Raw genomic sequence first — 13,362 nt, 5'->3', positions numbered from 1 at the left:
AAAATAATAACAGATTTGTAGATGTATGGCACAAATGCGTGATGGGTTTCAAAGCCGACTTGGTTTTGTTTTGGCCGCTGCTGGCGCGGCAGTGGGTTTGGGTAATATTTGGGGGTTTCCTACACAAGCTGCTAACCATGGCGGTGGTGCGTTTTTACTCGTCTATTTTCTGGTCATCTTTTTATTGGCACTTCCGGCGCTTTATACTGAGCTTTATTTAGGTCATAACGCACAAGCAAACCCGGTAAAAGCACTGGGTGACGCGTGGCAAGATAGTAATCGTAAAATAGGTGCAGCTGCGGGCTATATTGGCCTTGCGGGTGCCGTAGTTATGCTGAGCTTTTATTCAATTGTGGCAGGCTGGATGTTGTCGTACGCAATTGAGCCTGTGACAACCTTTGTTGGTTTACACAGTGTGAGCGAATTTTTGCACAGTGACTCAGTCGCGCGTAATTTTGTGTTTACACCATTAATGCTTATTTTAACGGCCTGCATTATTTTAAAAGGGGTTAAATCGGGTATTGAAACGTGGTCGCGCCGACTCATGCCAATGCTATTAGTGTTACTTGTGGCGCTTATTGCTTACATAGCCACTTTGGATGGTGCAAGCGAAGGTTTTGCAGCCTATTTAATGCCTAATTTTAGCCAAATACTCGATCCAAATTTAATTATCGCGGCTATGGGGCAAGCATTTTTTTCGCTCTCTTTGGGTGTGGGTTGTATGATGATTTACGGCTCGTATTTACAACCTGATGCTAATTTACCAAAGCTAACTGCAAGTGTTGCATTACTTGACACGAGCGTTGCGTTTTTAGCTGGCTTACTCATTATTCCGGCTATTTATGTTGCACAACATAACGGCGTTGAGGTATTTAGTGGCGGTAAATTAATTGGTGAAGGGCAGCTTATATTTGCCATTTTACCAGAGCTATTTAATACCATGGGAGAAATAGGGTTACTGGTTGGTTTATTGTTTTTTGTATTAATGTCGATAGCCTCAGTGACGTCTACTATTTCATCAACTGAAATTCCAGTTGCATTTCTAGTGGAAAACCACAACGTTAACCGCACTAAAGCTACGTGGTTAGTGAGCTTAGTGGTTTTAATATGTGCAAGTGCAATTATATTAAACTTCGATTGGTTATTTGGTTTAGTTATTATGCTGTTTACGCAATATCAGCTCCCGCTGATGGGGTTGTTTTACTTCATAACGGTTGGTTGGATGTTCAAACGGGGTAATAAGTTACACCAAGCTAGCACGGGCGCGCATTTTTGGTTTGCCCAGTATATCCGCTTTGTATGCCCAATATTAATGACCTTGGTATTTGCAAACGTCGCGTTTGGTTAATGACTTAATGCAGTGAAACTAAAAAGCCTCCGTCGGGGGCTTTTTGCATTTTAAAATGCTGGTCGTGATGCTTAAAATATTGATACAACTTATTTACGCCAAGCTGCTTTTTTGTAATGTTGAATATTCGATGGAGATAGGTACCCACATCCACTGTTTCGGAGAGTCCAGTTTTTGCGTGTTGTGTGTTTTCAACGGCTTCTTTTACAAGTGCTAAATGGTAGGTATCAGCAGAGGCAATACTTTTTACTTTAGGTATTGTATTTTTTTTACCTAAAATATAAAAGTCATCAAAATAGTGTTTAGCACTGGCTGTATTATTACCAAATCCAATTACCTTTTTACCATTTCGTCTTAAAAAGTGTACTAAAGCCGCAAAGTCAGAATCAGAAGAGGCTATTGCAAAAGTGTCAATCGGGGAGACATACAAAGACTCCATAACCCCAACAGTTAACGCAATATCGGCCGCATTACTTTTAGCTTTTACGAGTTTTTCTTGGTACACCATTTCTATTGCATGGCGCGAACAAATATTTACCCAAGGTTTTAATTGTACTGCCCCAAAGTTGCCGTACGCTTTTTTAACCTCAATATGTTCAAACTTAGCCATTATTTGATCTATAAATTTATGGCTTATATTTTCTGCATCTATGAATAACGCTGTTTTTTCCATTTAAACACCTGCTAAAAGCCATCAAATTTAATTAATAGATACCATCGCGCAGCATATTTTGGCAAGTGTAAATGGCTATAAATGTTAAATAACCTGAGTTCAGGTTAATTATTAAAAACTACGTTGCTTAGCGGTTTATTTAGTTCTACCTCAAGGGCATTGGTAATAGTAGTGTTTGCTATTTCGGTGAGTGCTTCTTGAGTAAAAAAGCTCTGATGCCCGGTGATCAGCACATTTTTAAAACCGACTAAACGGGAAAATATATCGTCTTGGTTAATTTCGTCGCTGTGGTTTTTAAAAAACAGTTCGGATTCTTGTTCGTAAACATCGAGCCCTAAGTAGCCAAGCCTTTGTGTTTTAAGTGCTTGTATGCACGCTTTACTGTTTAATAATGCCCCGCGTGAAGTGTTGATAAGCATAACGCCAGGCTTCATTTTATCAAAAGCACGTTCATCGATTAGGTGATGTGTTTGCTCGTTGAGTGGGCAATGCAGTGAAATAATATCGCTTTGGGTTAGTAACGTGTTTAGGTCGGTAATGGTGTAGTTACCCGGCATTGCATTTGGGTCGCATACCAACACCTTTGCGCCAAACCCATTGAGTATATTACAAAGCGCTAAGCCAATTTTTCCGCACCCAATAATACCCACTGTTTTGTTGTGTAAGTTAAAACCAAGTAACCCGTTTAAATCAAAGTTGTCTTCGCGCACGCGGTTGTAGGCTTTGTGTGTTTTTCGACTCAGTGCAAGCATAAGTGCAATACAGTGTTCAGCAACGGCCTCGGGGCTATATGCAGGTACACGTAATACATTGATGTTATGTGCTTTGGCCGCACCTAAATCAACATTATTAAAACCGGCACAGCGCAGTAGTATGGTATTTACACCTTGTTCTGCCAATAGTTTTATAACCTCAGCGTTAACTGTATCGTTTACAAACACGCATACTGCATTGAAGTTGTTTGCTAAAACCGCAGTTTGCTCGTTAAGCGATTGATCAAAATAGGTCATTGCTAAGCTACTATGAGGTGCAATACTGTGTTCAAAAAAAGGTTTTTCGTACTTTTGCGCGCTAAAAAAAGCAATGTTCATGATGAGGCTCCAGCAATTTGGTGCGTTTAAAATAGTGAATATGCTTAAATTAAACTACGTTACTGCCATGTGCTCAAGTAGCGATTGCTTTTTTATTACTTAATTTAGCTGCTTGCAGCAGGTTTGTTTCAATAACGTGTTTGAGTGTGTCGGGCTTTGTACGCGGTGCATAACGAGCAACTAGTTGCCCTTGTGAGTTAATTAAAAATTTTGTGAAATTCCATTTAACTGCCCGGTTTTGTGAAATACCGCGTGTATGGCATTTTAAATAGCCAAATAAAGGGTGGGCGTCTGGGCCATTGACCATGACTTTGCCAAATACTTCAAACGATACGCCAAACTGCATTTGGTAAAAATCTTTTATAGCTAAATTATCAAGCGGTTCGTTCTGTCCAAACTGATTACATGGGAATGCAAGTACCGTAAAACCACGGTGCTTGTACTCTTGGTAAAGCTTTTCGAGGGCATTTAATTGCATTGAAAAACTACATTTACTGGCCGTATTGACAATGAGTACGGTTTTGCCTTTTAACTGGCTTAAAGAAAAATTATCACTGTTATAAAGTGGTGCATTAAATTGATAAATACTATCCATAGGTTACCTACTTAATTTCCAATTGGTGGAAATTTTACAAAGACTTTCATTCGCTTTTTTGTTGGTCGGTTGACATAATCGAGACCTAGTTTCTAAGTTAGCAGTTAAATAGGTCATTTTTATGTCAATGAAAGTCGCATTTATAGGTTTAGGCGTAATGGGTTACCCCATGGCGGGGCATTTAGCCAATAAAGGTCATAGCGTATGTGTATTTAATCGAACACAATCCAAGGCGCAAAGTTGGACTGAACAATACAAAGGAAGCTTTGCACACACCCCACGCGAAGCGGCTCAAGGCGCTGATATTGTATTTATGTGTGTTGGTAACGATGATGATTTACGTTCTGTAGTTTATGGCGACGACGGTGTTTTAGCGGGTATGTTACCGCACACTATATTGGTTGATCACACAACAACCTCTGCGGAAGTAGCCCGTGAAGTGGCTGCAAAAGCGGCGCTGCAAAATATCGACTTTATTGATGCCCCCGTATCTGGCGGACAGGCCGGCGCTGAAAATGGTGTTTTAACGGTCATGGCCGGTGGCAATGAAGCCGTATTTGCAAAAGTACAGCCTGTAATGGCGGCGTTTAGCCGTTTTAGCCAATTGTTAGGTGGCGTAGGCTCGGGCCAGCTTTGTAAAATGGTTAATCAAATTTGTATTGCAGGTGTTGTACAAGGCTTAGCCGAGGGATTACATTTTGCCAAGCAAGCGGGGCTTGATGGCGAAAAAGTTATAGAAACCATTTCTAAAGGGGCTGCCGGTTCGTGGCAAATGGAAAACCGTTACAAAACAATGTGGGCAGGCGAATACGAGTTTGGTTTTGCGGTAGATTGGATGCGTAAAGATTTAGGGATTGCGCTTGATGAAGCTAAAAACAACGGCGCAACATTGCCAATGACGGCAACGGTCGACCAATATTACGCCGACGTACAAGCACTTGGCGGCGGCCGATATGACACTTCAAGCTTACTTGCTCGTATAGAAGCGCTGCATAAAAAATAACTCTGTAGACGCGAAGCTTGCTTGCGTGACGGGCAAAGCCCGTAAAGTGATTTATTCACAAAGAGGATAAGATGCGCTGCGCTTTTAGAGGAAGTGATTAGGCAAAGTTATTATTGGCTTATGTTTTATCATTTACTCCTCATTATCTTCTCTTTGAGGATTATGTTTTATTTTAGCAATTAAAAGCTGCGCTTTTCACGTGAGCAAGCTCTACGTCTACCGCGCTAGTGTAGGTGAGGGTTTACTTGTAGACGCTAAGCTTGCTTGCGTGACGGGCAAGCCCGTAAACTGATGTATTCACAAAGAGGAAAAGAGGCGCTGCGCTTTTAGAGGAAGTGATTAGGCAAAGTTATTATTGGCTTATGTTTTATCATTTACTCCTCATTATCTTCTCTTTGAGGATTATGTTTTATTTTAGCAATTAAAAGCTGAGCTTTTCACGTGAGCAAACTCAACGTCTACCGCGAAGGTGTAGATGTGTGTTTTACTTGTAGACGCGAAGCTTGCTTGCGTGATGGGCGAAGCCCATAATAATTCAAACAAAAAACGCGACGCTTTAGTAATTAAAGCGTCGCGTTTTTATATGCACTATAAAAATAAACTTAAAGCAAATTACATACTCTGCGCGTAGTTATAAAGCGCCTTTAAAATGGTGAGGTTCTTTTCGCTGTCGTCGTGCTCATGGGCCAAGTTTTCAAGGGTTATCATAAAATCTTGTGCGCTAATTGAGGGTTGATCTTCCCCGTGCATTAACTTGTTTTGACAATACTGGCGCCATTGATCAAGCTCTTGCTGGTTGAGCGTTTCAGGCCAGTTTCGTGCACGGTATCTAAACAGTAATGTATTGAACTTTTTATCTTCAAAATCTAAATTTAAGCCCGCTAGTTCATCTGGCTTAGCATCGCGAATAATCGCAAATTTAGCTTTGTCGGCATGGCTTGTAAAGCCATCGTAAAGTAAGTAATCAACGTTAGTAGTTGCGCTGTAATCGCCTTGTTCGTTAAACACTTCAGTTACTTTATCGCGAAGCTCGGTATTGGCTTTTAAAACAGCTAAATTAGCAAGGCACTGCTCGCGGTCAATTCCTAAACGGGCTGCGTTTTCAGGCAATAACGTTTTAGCAGGCGCTAAAATAGGGCACTTGTTTAAATGCACCAGCTTTAAACCAACAGGTAAATCGCCCTCGGCTAAATCAACGCGTTTGGTGTATAGTCGTTTACGTAATTCTTCTACGTTTAAATCAATTAACACTTGCGGGCTTTGGGTTAAATCAAAACAAATAACGGCGTTTTTATTTACCGGATGAAAGCTCATAGGTGCCACCCACGTTGTACAGCCTTGCGTTGCAGGAATACGCGATGAAGTATGTACCAGCGGCGTCATGTTAAATACATCAACTAAATCGCCAAGCGCTTTTTTATTTCGTAGCCCAAAAAAGAAGTTATAAAGCTTTGGCTGTTTTTCTTTTATTAGCTTAGCCAGTGCGATAGTGGCTGTAACATCGCTTAGCGCATCGTGCGCAGCAGCGTGTTCAATACCGTTGGCTACTGTTAAATGTTCTAACTTAAAGCTTGGGCTACCGTCTTCTTTTAGCGGCCATTCAATGCCCTCAGGGCGTAGCGCATAGCAAGCACGTACTAAATCAATAATATCCCAGCGGCTGTTATTGTTTTTATATTCGCGCTCGTAAGGGTCGTAAAAGTTACGGTAAAAGCTATAACGGCTTACTTCGTCATCAAAGCGAATACTGTTATAACCAGCCACACAGGTATTTGGCGCACTAAATTCAGCATGAATTTTTGCAATAAACTCAGCTTCAACCAAGCCTTTTTTCATCGCCACTTGTGGCGTAATACCGGTAATTAAACATGCCTCAGGGTGGGGTAAGTAATCCGCTTGCGGCTTACAATATTCAATAAGCGGCTCGCCAATTATATTTAAATCAAGATCGGTACGAATACCCGCAAATTGGCTCGGCTTATCTTTTTGAGGGCTTGCCCCCCAAGTCTCATAATCGTGCCAGTAAATAGTTGCTTGATTTTGCTCTTGATATGCCATGGTAAAACCCTGAGTAGTTAACTTTAAAATGCACAAATATGCGCCAAGTTACTAAAATAATGAATTATTTAGATTATGGCATATGGGCGAGAGAGTTTATAGGTACCTTAATTTAAACTTTAGTAAATTTAACTATTATCGCTGGAAGTCATATTTAATATCGCTTAAGGTAATTTTTAAAATAAACTTACGTAAAAAATAAGATGAGAATACTCTTTACCGCAATCATTTTTTATTCGCTTTTTATCCCGCACGTTGTAATGGCCAGTAGAGCTAAGGTTCAAATAAATGGCTTTGATGTAGAGTACGAATTAGCAGGTGAAGGTAAACATACTATTTTACTTGAAGCGGGCGGCTCTGCTGGTTTAAGTGATTGGGATCCTGTTTTTGAGTCACTTACCAAGCACGCGAAAGTTATACGGTATTCTCGTATTGGTAATGGTGGCTCTGCGCAAATAAAGAAAAACTACAGCTCTGAAGAATATGCAGCTGAGGCTGTGTTATTACTTAAAGCACTTAAAGTAGATGAGCCTGTTGTGTATGTTGCGCACTCTTATGGTGCTTATATTGCGCGTGTATTTGCTGCAACATACCCTAATCAGATTAAAGCGCTGATGTTAATTGAGCCTGCATCAGAGCATGATGTAGATATTATGCGCGCGATTGATTTACCACGCGCTGAAAAAGAAATTGCAGCAATAAAGCTTGATGACATGAAAAATGGCATGTCGAATCAGTATTTAGATTTCTGGGCAAAACGCCCGCTACCTGATTATCCGCAAATTGCTGATATACCCGTGACTGTTATCGCCTCCGTTAAAAAGTATAAAAAGCCATCTGTATTATTTTTTACCGACAAAGCGCGTGAAATGTGGGGTGACTTACATTCAAAATGGGTTAATGCATTTCCCCAAGGTGAAATAGTCATAACAAATAAAAGCTATCACTACCCGCAAAAAGATGAGCCAGAAATGGTTGTAGCCCAAATAGTGAAGTTGCTTGAACGCACTCAATAAGTTTAAATTTTTGGTTGTTTTGATAGATGTCAATCTTCGAAATTAATGGTCGGCATTCGACTAAAGTCTATAAGTTAATTATCTTCACTTATTGGTTTTGTTTTTATCGTTTGTCGGTTTGATGGTAATTCTCTAAAGTTCAGTTGTCGGCAACAAGCACGACTTAACTAATACCAATTTTATTAAAACATGATCATTTTAGCGAATTAAATAACTCACTAACTGCGTTAAAAATTATTTATATAGAACGACTATATTTCATAATTTTTGCCTTGTTATTAAGCTATTTTCTTGACGCTAAAAAAGCTCACTAATTTAAACAATTGGCATAACAGGACTACGACCATGAAAACTTTTATCAAAACTATCGCTCTTAGCTCTTTACTTACTTGTTCAGCTGCTGCAATGGCTGATCAAAGTGATTACAAATTAATGGTTATTGAAACTGCAACTGCGCCGCAGCCACTTGAGCAATCATTTAATAGCTGTGCACTTAATGTTAAGTCTAAAAATTATGCACAAGCTGAAGAAGTTTGTACTAAAGCAATTGCGCTTTTAAAGGATGCAGACGCACCACGTTTTAAAGTACGCCAGCTTACATCATTCGCATTAAGTAACCGTGGTGTAGCGCGTTTAAAATCAAATAACGAAACAGCTGCTTTAGCCGATTTGTACGAAGCTAACCAAATGTCTAACAGCACTATGGTATCGCACAACTTAAATCGCGCTAAAGAAGAGCTTTCTTTATAAGCTGCTTTAGTTAGCGCCAAGTTAAAAAAAAGCCCCAGCTAGGTTTAACCTGCTGGGGCTTTTTTGTATTGGTATCATTATAGTTTTTATTGTTTTAATCCTATTTTTATAACCACAGCGTTATTTTTAGTCATAGTTTATAAAATGTAATTTACTAAATAATCCAGATATTTTTAAGGTTATTAGACTAAAGTCTATAGGTTAATTTTATTCACTTATTGAGTTTGTTTTTATCGTTTGTGAGGTTTGAGCTTTTACTCTAAAGTTCAGTTGTCGGCAACAAGCACGACTCACTTAATTAGGAAAGGCAAACCATGAAACGTACACTTTTAAAAACCATCGCTCTTGGCTCATTATTAACTTGCTCTGCAGCTGTAATGGCTGATTCAAGTGATTACAAATTAATGGTTATTGAAGCGCAAACTGCGCCGCAGCCGCTTGAGCAATCGTTTAACAACTGCGCACTTAATGTTAAATCTAAAAATTACGCACAGGCTGAAGCAATTTGTACTAAAGCAATTGCATTGTTAAAAGATGCTGATGCACCTCGATTTAAAGTACGCCAGTTGACTTCATTTGCGTTAAGCAACCGCGGTATAGCGCGTTTAAAAGCGAACAACGAAACAGCTGGTCTTGCTGATTTATACGAAGCTAAATCAATGTCTAATAGCACAATGGTGTCGCACAATTTAACACGTGCTAAAGAAGAGCTTTCTTTATAATAAGTATTACCATAGTGAAAAAGCCGATGTTAGAGTAATCTTGCATCGGCTTTTTTGTGTTCTTTGCTTTTTAAAATGCTCATCATCTATTCATAATTGCGGGTTAATAATACATTTAATTGTTTAACTCAAAAATAAGCCCTATTTTGAAACCCATAAAAATATTACTGCTCACCTTAGTCATTATTATATTAACCCTAGTACTCGCCGTGTTTGCTTTGCCTGAAAAAATAGCTAATCCCGTATTAGGAGCAACACCCAACGATTGGAATCATGCTACTTTTTGGTATGAGCCATGGGGTAAGTCGGGGGTTCATAAAGGTATTGATATTTTTGGTAAGAAAAATACGCATGTTGTTGCACCCGTTAACGGGCTTGTTGTGTTTAGTGGCGAGCTTAAAAGAGGCGGTAAGGTAGTTGCTATACTTGGGGCTAAATGGCGTATTCATTATTTAGCACATTTAAATAGCTACACTGTAAGTGAAGGTGACGTTGTAAAGCTAAATGAAAATATTGGCTTACTGGGTAGCACAGGAAATACAGTCGGTAAGCCACCTCATGTTCATTATTCAATTGTGTCTTTATTTCCACTGCCTTGGCTTGCAACAAATGAAAGCCAAGGTTGGAAAAGAATGTTTTATATTAACCCACACACAAAACTGGTTAACCGTTAAAGGTCAGTGGCAACTCACCGCGCTAAATGTTAGCTATTGAATAGCGACGGCAAGCTGGTGGTAAAGGCCAATACCTACTATTACATTGAACGGAAAAGTAACACCCAGCGAGCTAAGCATGGCAAGGCCTATATCGGCTTTGGGAATAGCGGCTTTTATTGCAGCAGGGGCTGCAATGTAAGAGGCACTGGCTACCAAGCTACCGAGTATAACCACTGAACCAAGTTCTAATCCTAATAAAGTACCTACGCCCACACCTAGTGTGCCCAAAAATAATGGGGTAATAATAGCAAAAGTGGCTAATTTCCAATGTTGCCATGGGAAAGGGCGAAGTGTTTGTGCAGCTACTAATCCCATTTCTAGTAAAAATAAAGCGAGCACTACTTTAAAACTGCTTGTTAATAAGCTGGTAACCTGGCTGCCTTGTGATGTGCCGTACATCATGCCAATAATTACACCACCCACTAATAAAATAACACTTTTGTTGGTAAGGGTTTCGTGCCAGAGCGCTTTTAATGAGAGTGAACTTGTTTGGCCTGGGTCTTTATCAAGCTTGCGGTAAAGTAATAAGCCAACAATGATAGCGGGAAGTTCCAGCATAACTAAATAGAGTGTTACTTCAGCGCCTACGGCTAAATTTGCAGATTCGGCATACGCTAACGCAACCGCAAAAGTACCGGCACTTACCGAGCCATAATGCCCTGCAATACTGGCGCTGTTGGCCACCGATAATTTAATAACGTATTTTAAAATGGGATATAACAGTAGCGGAATAAGTGCGCCTAAAAGCATAACTGTGCCCATTTCTGGTAGTAGCTGCCAACTTAAATTACCATGAAGTACCATGCCGCCTTTTAAACCAATAGTTAGCATGAGTAATAAGCTTAGCGTTTCGTACGTTGCTTTAGGAATGGTTAAATCAGAGCGTAATATTCCTGCTACTAATCCTAAAATAAAAAACATAACAACTATATCAGGCACAACATTTCCTTTTAAATATGAAATTAAGTAGCGCTATTGTATTTAAAACTTTGTATAGTAAATAATAAAATAAATACTAGTTAGGTATAGGTAATTATCTATAGGTGGGCGTTATGGATTTACGACATATTTCATTTAGGTTGCTCGAAGTATTTATGAGCGTAGTAAAAACAGGTTCAATTAGTGAAACCGCGAGGCGCTTGCACTTAACCCAGCCCACTGTTTCGCTGCAAATAAAACGCTTGCAAGAGACCATAGGCGAGCCATTAATACATATGCAGCAACAAAAACTGCATGTAACAGAGGCTGGGTTAGCGCTTTTTAAAACTTGCCAGCAAGTATTTGGGCATTTTGAAGACTACCAAGACTTTTTAACAGAGCTCAATGGCGGAGAGCGCGGCAGGTGTAAAATAGCCATGGTCAATACCGCGCAGTACATTTTGCCCAAATTGTTGGGGCCTTATAGTAATTTGCACCCGCATGTAGAGCTTCCTCTTGAGATAGGCAACCGTGCAGAAGTGCTTGATCGATTTGAGCGAGGTGAAGACGATATTTATGTTTTCAGCCATCCTCCATCGCTTGAACATGCGCAAGCTGCACGTTTTTTACATAATCCGCTTGAGTTTATTGTGCCGGTTAATCATCCTCTTGCCAGTGTAAAGTCAGTAAAGCTTGGGGATTTAATGCAATACCGATTTTTATTACGCGAAAATGGCTCGGCAACACGCATGTTATTTGAAAGCGAGCTACAAAGTCGTGGTTTAGTACTCAGCGATTCGGTACAAATGGCCAGTAATGAAGCAATTAGAGTTGCGGTATCGTCGGGCATGGGAATCGCTGTTTTATCTCGCCACGTGCTTGCAAAAGACGATGCAAACTTTAAGGTATTAACAGTTACCGACACTCATTTGGCAAGCCATTGGTATTTTGTTATGCGAACCGACAGGCATATATCGCATGCGGCGCGAAACTTTTTAAAATTTGCACAGCAGCATTTAGAGCAATATCTTGGCTCACAATGGGTGAGAAACGAGTTAGATAAATTACGGATTTAAAATGAGCGCAATAACACAAAAACAAATCGACATTATTGAAAAGGGACCATGGTTTGCTAGCCGGTGTGAGCACTTAAAACAGTTTTTGTTAGCTAATGGCAAATGCATAAGCCTTAATGCGCATGAGTCATTATTTTTACGTGGTGACCCACACGACGGAATATACGTTGTTTTAAGCGGCATTATGCGAATAAGTGGCGTAAATAGTAATGGAAAAGAGGCCGTATTGAGTTTCATTGATGCGTCACTATGGTTTGGTGAAGTAACATTATTTGATAAAGGCTTAAGAACCCATGACGTTTATGCGCAAACTAATGCAGAGCTATATTTCGTTCCACAACGCTCACTGGAGCAGTTATTAGGTAAACACCCTGAGTATTGGCAAGAGTTTGGTTTACTATTGGCACAAAAATTACGCCTTATGTTTTCTTCAATGGAAGATCATGCATTGCACAGTGCAGAGCAAAAGGTATGTAACAGATTATTAATGCTGGGTGAGCAAACCAATTTTTCAGCGCCTTTGGCATTATCTCAGCAACAGTTAGCTGATATGACCTACCTAACACGGCAAACTATTAATCAAATACTACAAAAACTGGTAAAACAAAGTGCCATAAGTTTGGGGTATCAGTGCATTACTGTGTTGGATATACGTAAACTACAAGCGCTTGCTAGTTAACTTGAGCGGTGAACAATAAGCCTATAACAAACCGTTTTTTTAGCGCTAACTGCGTTGAATTGAAAATTACTAGCCAGATGAAAACACACCCTAAATAGTTTAACTAGAGTGTTGGTTGCCTAGCTTTACCTTACCCAAATACCAAATAGGTCGCTGAAAATTCAACCATAAAAGATCAATAAACCCTAGCTTTAGACTAGTTTATTTGTGCTCTTTGTTGGAACTAAAATTGCTACAAGTAATACTTTGCGGCAATGGATTTAAGCTAATGATGATAATTCCCTCTATAAATCAATATAGTCGCTATGTGAGTGACACTAATACGGCATTAAAAAGTAACCGTGCGGCAATTGATGTCCCTATTCAACAGACCACCAAAGAAGAGAAATCGTTAAATGGGCCAAAGGTTGCTAATAACTTTTTACAAAATGCCCAAGAGGCATTGGTATACCAGCGTTTAGGTATCGATAAAGACAAAATAACCGAGATAAAAGCATTAATAGAAGCGTTATCTGAGCAGTTACAAAAGCAAGGCGCTGACAGTGATTCAATTAATAAAAAAATGGATGAACTACAAAAAATGCTTGAACAGGAGTATCAAAAAGGGCGCGAAAGAATGGATAGTCAACCAGAGTGGGAAAAGAGACGTATTATTTCAGCGTTGGTTTAGTTTTGTAAGTGTCGGGTAGGTGACATTGTTGCTACACTTTTATTTGT

The 13,362-nt window shown here is 39.7% G+C and carries 14 protein-coding genes; 9 read left to right on the top strand and 5 right to left on the bottom strand.

From position 1 onward, the window contains the following. The first annotated feature begins 25 nt into the window (after positions 1 to 25). On the top strand, positions 26 to 1,348 hold the full coding sequence (locus AC27I2_RS10380; protein WP_058404348.1) for a sodium-dependent transporter: 1,323 nt from the start codon (positions 26 to 28) through the stop codon (positions 1,346 to 1,348). A gap of 4 nt (positions 1,349 to 1,352) precedes the next feature. Here the strand turns inward: AC27I2_RS10380 and AC27I2_RS10375 are convergent, their stop codons facing one another. The 3 genes from AC27I2_RS10375 to AC27I2_RS10365 form a co-directional block, all read right to left on the bottom strand. Further along, positions 1,353 to 2,021: an NYN domain-containing protein gene (locus tag AC27I2_RS10375; RefSeq protein ID WP_487204232.1), complete on the bottom strand. Its 669-nt coding sequence runs from the start codon at positions 2,019 to 2,021 to the stop codon at positions 1,353 to 1,355. Between the two features lie 104 nt (positions 2,022 to 2,125). After that, complete coding sequence (locus tag AC27I2_RS10370; protein ID WP_487204231.1) at positions 2,126 to 3,112, bottom strand: 2-hydroxyacid dehydrogenase; 987 nt, start codon at positions 3,110 to 3,112, stop codon at positions 2,126 to 2,128. Positions 3,113 to 3,185: 73 nt separating this feature from the next. Then, positions 3,186 to 3,707: a glutathione peroxidase gene (locus AC27I2_RS10365; RefSeq protein ID WP_487204230.1), complete on the bottom strand. Its 522-nt coding sequence runs from the start codon at positions 3,705 to 3,707 to the stop codon at positions 3,186 to 3,188. 121 nt (positions 3,708 to 3,828) lie between these two features. Here AC27I2_RS10365 and AC27I2_RS10360 point away from each other — a divergent pair, with 121 nt between their 5' ends. After that, positions 3,829 to 4,710 (top strand): NAD(P)-dependent oxidoreductase, encoded by an 882-nt coding sequence (locus tag AC27I2_RS10360; protein ID WP_138530961.1) that lies wholly within the window; start codon positions 3,829 to 3,831, stop codon positions 4,708 to 4,710. A gap of 612 nt (positions 4,711 to 5,322) precedes the next feature. On the opposite strand, the gene sbcB is transcribed toward AC27I2_RS10360, so the two are convergent. Further along, on the bottom strand, positions 5,323 to 6,768 hold the full coding sequence (gene sbcB / locus AC27I2_RS10355; RefSeq protein ID WP_138529932.1) for an exodeoxyribonuclease I: 1,446 nt from the start codon (positions 6,766 to 6,768) through the stop codon (positions 5,323 to 5,325). A gap of 203 nt (positions 6,769 to 6,971) precedes the next feature. On the opposite strand from sbcB, the gene AC27I2_RS10350 reads away from it, so the two are divergent. From AC27I2_RS10350 to AC27I2_RS10335, 4 genes are all read left to right on the top strand, one after another. Further along, complete coding sequence (locus AC27I2_RS10350; protein ID WP_138529934.1) at positions 6,972 to 7,784, top strand: alpha/beta fold hydrolase; 813 nt, start codon at positions 6,972 to 6,974, stop codon at positions 7,782 to 7,784. Positions 7,785 to 8,129: 345 nt separating this feature from the next. Beyond that, positions 8,130 to 8,534, top strand: coding sequence for a hypothetical protein (locus AC27I2_RS10345; protein ID WP_138529936.1), 405 nt, complete (start codon positions 8,130 to 8,132; stop codon positions 8,532 to 8,534). 314 nt (positions 8,535 to 8,848) lie between these two features. Further along, entirely contained in the window at positions 8,849 to 9,256 is a 408-nt protein-coding gene (locus AC27I2_RS10340) for a hypothetical protein (protein ID WP_138529939.1), read from the top strand. A gap of 146 nt (positions 9,257 to 9,402) precedes the next feature. Continuing rightward, complete coding sequence (locus AC27I2_RS10335) at positions 9,403 to 9,930, top strand: M23 family metallopeptidase (RefSeq protein WP_487204229.1); 528 nt, start codon at positions 9,403 to 9,405, stop codon at positions 9,928 to 9,930. 33 nt (positions 9,931 to 9,963) lie between these two features. Here the strand turns inward: AC27I2_RS10335 and AC27I2_RS10330 are convergent, their stop codons facing one another. Next, complete coding sequence (locus AC27I2_RS10330) at positions 9,964 to 10,911, bottom strand: sodium-dependent bicarbonate transport family permease (protein ID WP_487204228.1); 948 nt, start codon at positions 10,909 to 10,911, stop codon at positions 9,964 to 9,966. A 113-nt stretch (positions 10,912 to 11,024) separates the two neighbouring features. Between AC27I2_RS10330 and AC27I2_RS10325 the strand changes: the two genes are divergently transcribed. The 3 genes from AC27I2_RS10325 to AC27I2_RS10315 all read left to right on the top strand — a co-directional run bounded on the left by AC27I2_RS10325 (position 11,025) and on the right by AC27I2_RS10315 (position 13,315). Further along, entirely contained in the window at positions 11,025 to 11,966 is a 942-nt protein-coding gene (locus AC27I2_RS10325; protein WP_487204227.1) for a LysR family transcriptional regulator, read from the top strand. A gap of 1 nt (position 11,967) precedes the next feature. Further along, a complete protein-coding gene (locus tag AC27I2_RS10320) occupies positions 11,968 to 12,645 on the top strand; it encodes a Crp/Fnr family transcriptional regulator (protein ID WP_487204226.1) in 678 nt (225 codons plus the stop codon). 268 nt (positions 12,646 to 12,913) lie between these two features. Beyond that, positions 12,914 to 13,315: a hypothetical protein gene (locus tag AC27I2_RS10315; RefSeq protein ID WP_487204225.1), complete on the top strand. Its 402-nt coding sequence runs from the start codon at positions 12,914 to 12,916 to the stop codon at positions 13,313 to 13,315. The last annotated feature ends 47 nt before the right edge of the window (positions 13,316 to 13,362 follow it).

Source organism: Pseudoalteromonas sp. NH0006-46 (assembly GCF_057547735.1).
The sequence above is the reverse complement of the archived record's forward strand: the minus strand, read 5'-3'. Positions and strand labels throughout refer to the sequence as shown.

Coding starts and splice junctions, on each gene's coding strand:
- AC27I2_RS10380 (WP_058404348.1), top strand. CDS start 26: ATGGCACAAATGCGTGATGGGTTTCAAAGCCGACTTGGTTTTGTTTTG.
- AC27I2_RS10375 (WP_487204232.1), bottom strand. CDS start 2,021: ATGGAAAAAACAGCGTTATTCATAGATGCAGAAAATATAAGCCATAAA.
- AC27I2_RS10370 (WP_487204231.1), bottom strand. CDS start 3,112: ATGAACATTGCTTTTTTTAGCGCGCAAAAGTACGAAAAACCTTTTTTT.
- AC27I2_RS10365 (WP_487204230.1), bottom strand. CDS start 3,707: ATGGATAGTATTTATCAATTTAATGCACCACTTTATAACAGTGATAAT.
- AC27I2_RS10360 (WP_138530961.1), top strand. CDS start 3,829: ATGTCAATGAAAGTCGCATTTATAGGTTTAGGCGTAATGGGTTACCCC.
- sbcB (WP_138529932.1), bottom strand. CDS start 6,768: ATGGCATATCAAGAGCAAAATCAAGCAACTATTTACTGGCACGATTAT.
- AC27I2_RS10350 (WP_138529934.1), top strand. CDS start 6,972: ATGAGAATACTCTTTACCGCAATCATTTTTTATTCGCTTTTTATCCCG.
- AC27I2_RS10345 (WP_138529936.1), top strand. CDS start 8,130: ATGAAAACTTTTATCAAAACTATCGCTCTTAGCTCTTTACTTACTTGT.
- AC27I2_RS10340 (WP_138529939.1), top strand. CDS start 8,849: ATGAAACGTACACTTTTAAAAACCATCGCTCTTGGCTCATTATTAACT.
- AC27I2_RS10325 (WP_487204227.1), top strand. CDS start 11,025: ATGGATTTACGACATATTTCATTTAGGTTGCTCGAAGTATTTATGAGC.
- AC27I2_RS10320 (WP_487204226.1), top strand. CDS start 11,968: ATGAGCGCAATAACACAAAAACAAATCGACATTATTGAAAAGGGACCA.
- AC27I2_RS10315 (WP_487204225.1), top strand. CDS start 12,914: ATGATGATAATTCCCTCTATAAATCAATATAGTCGCTATGTGAGTGAC.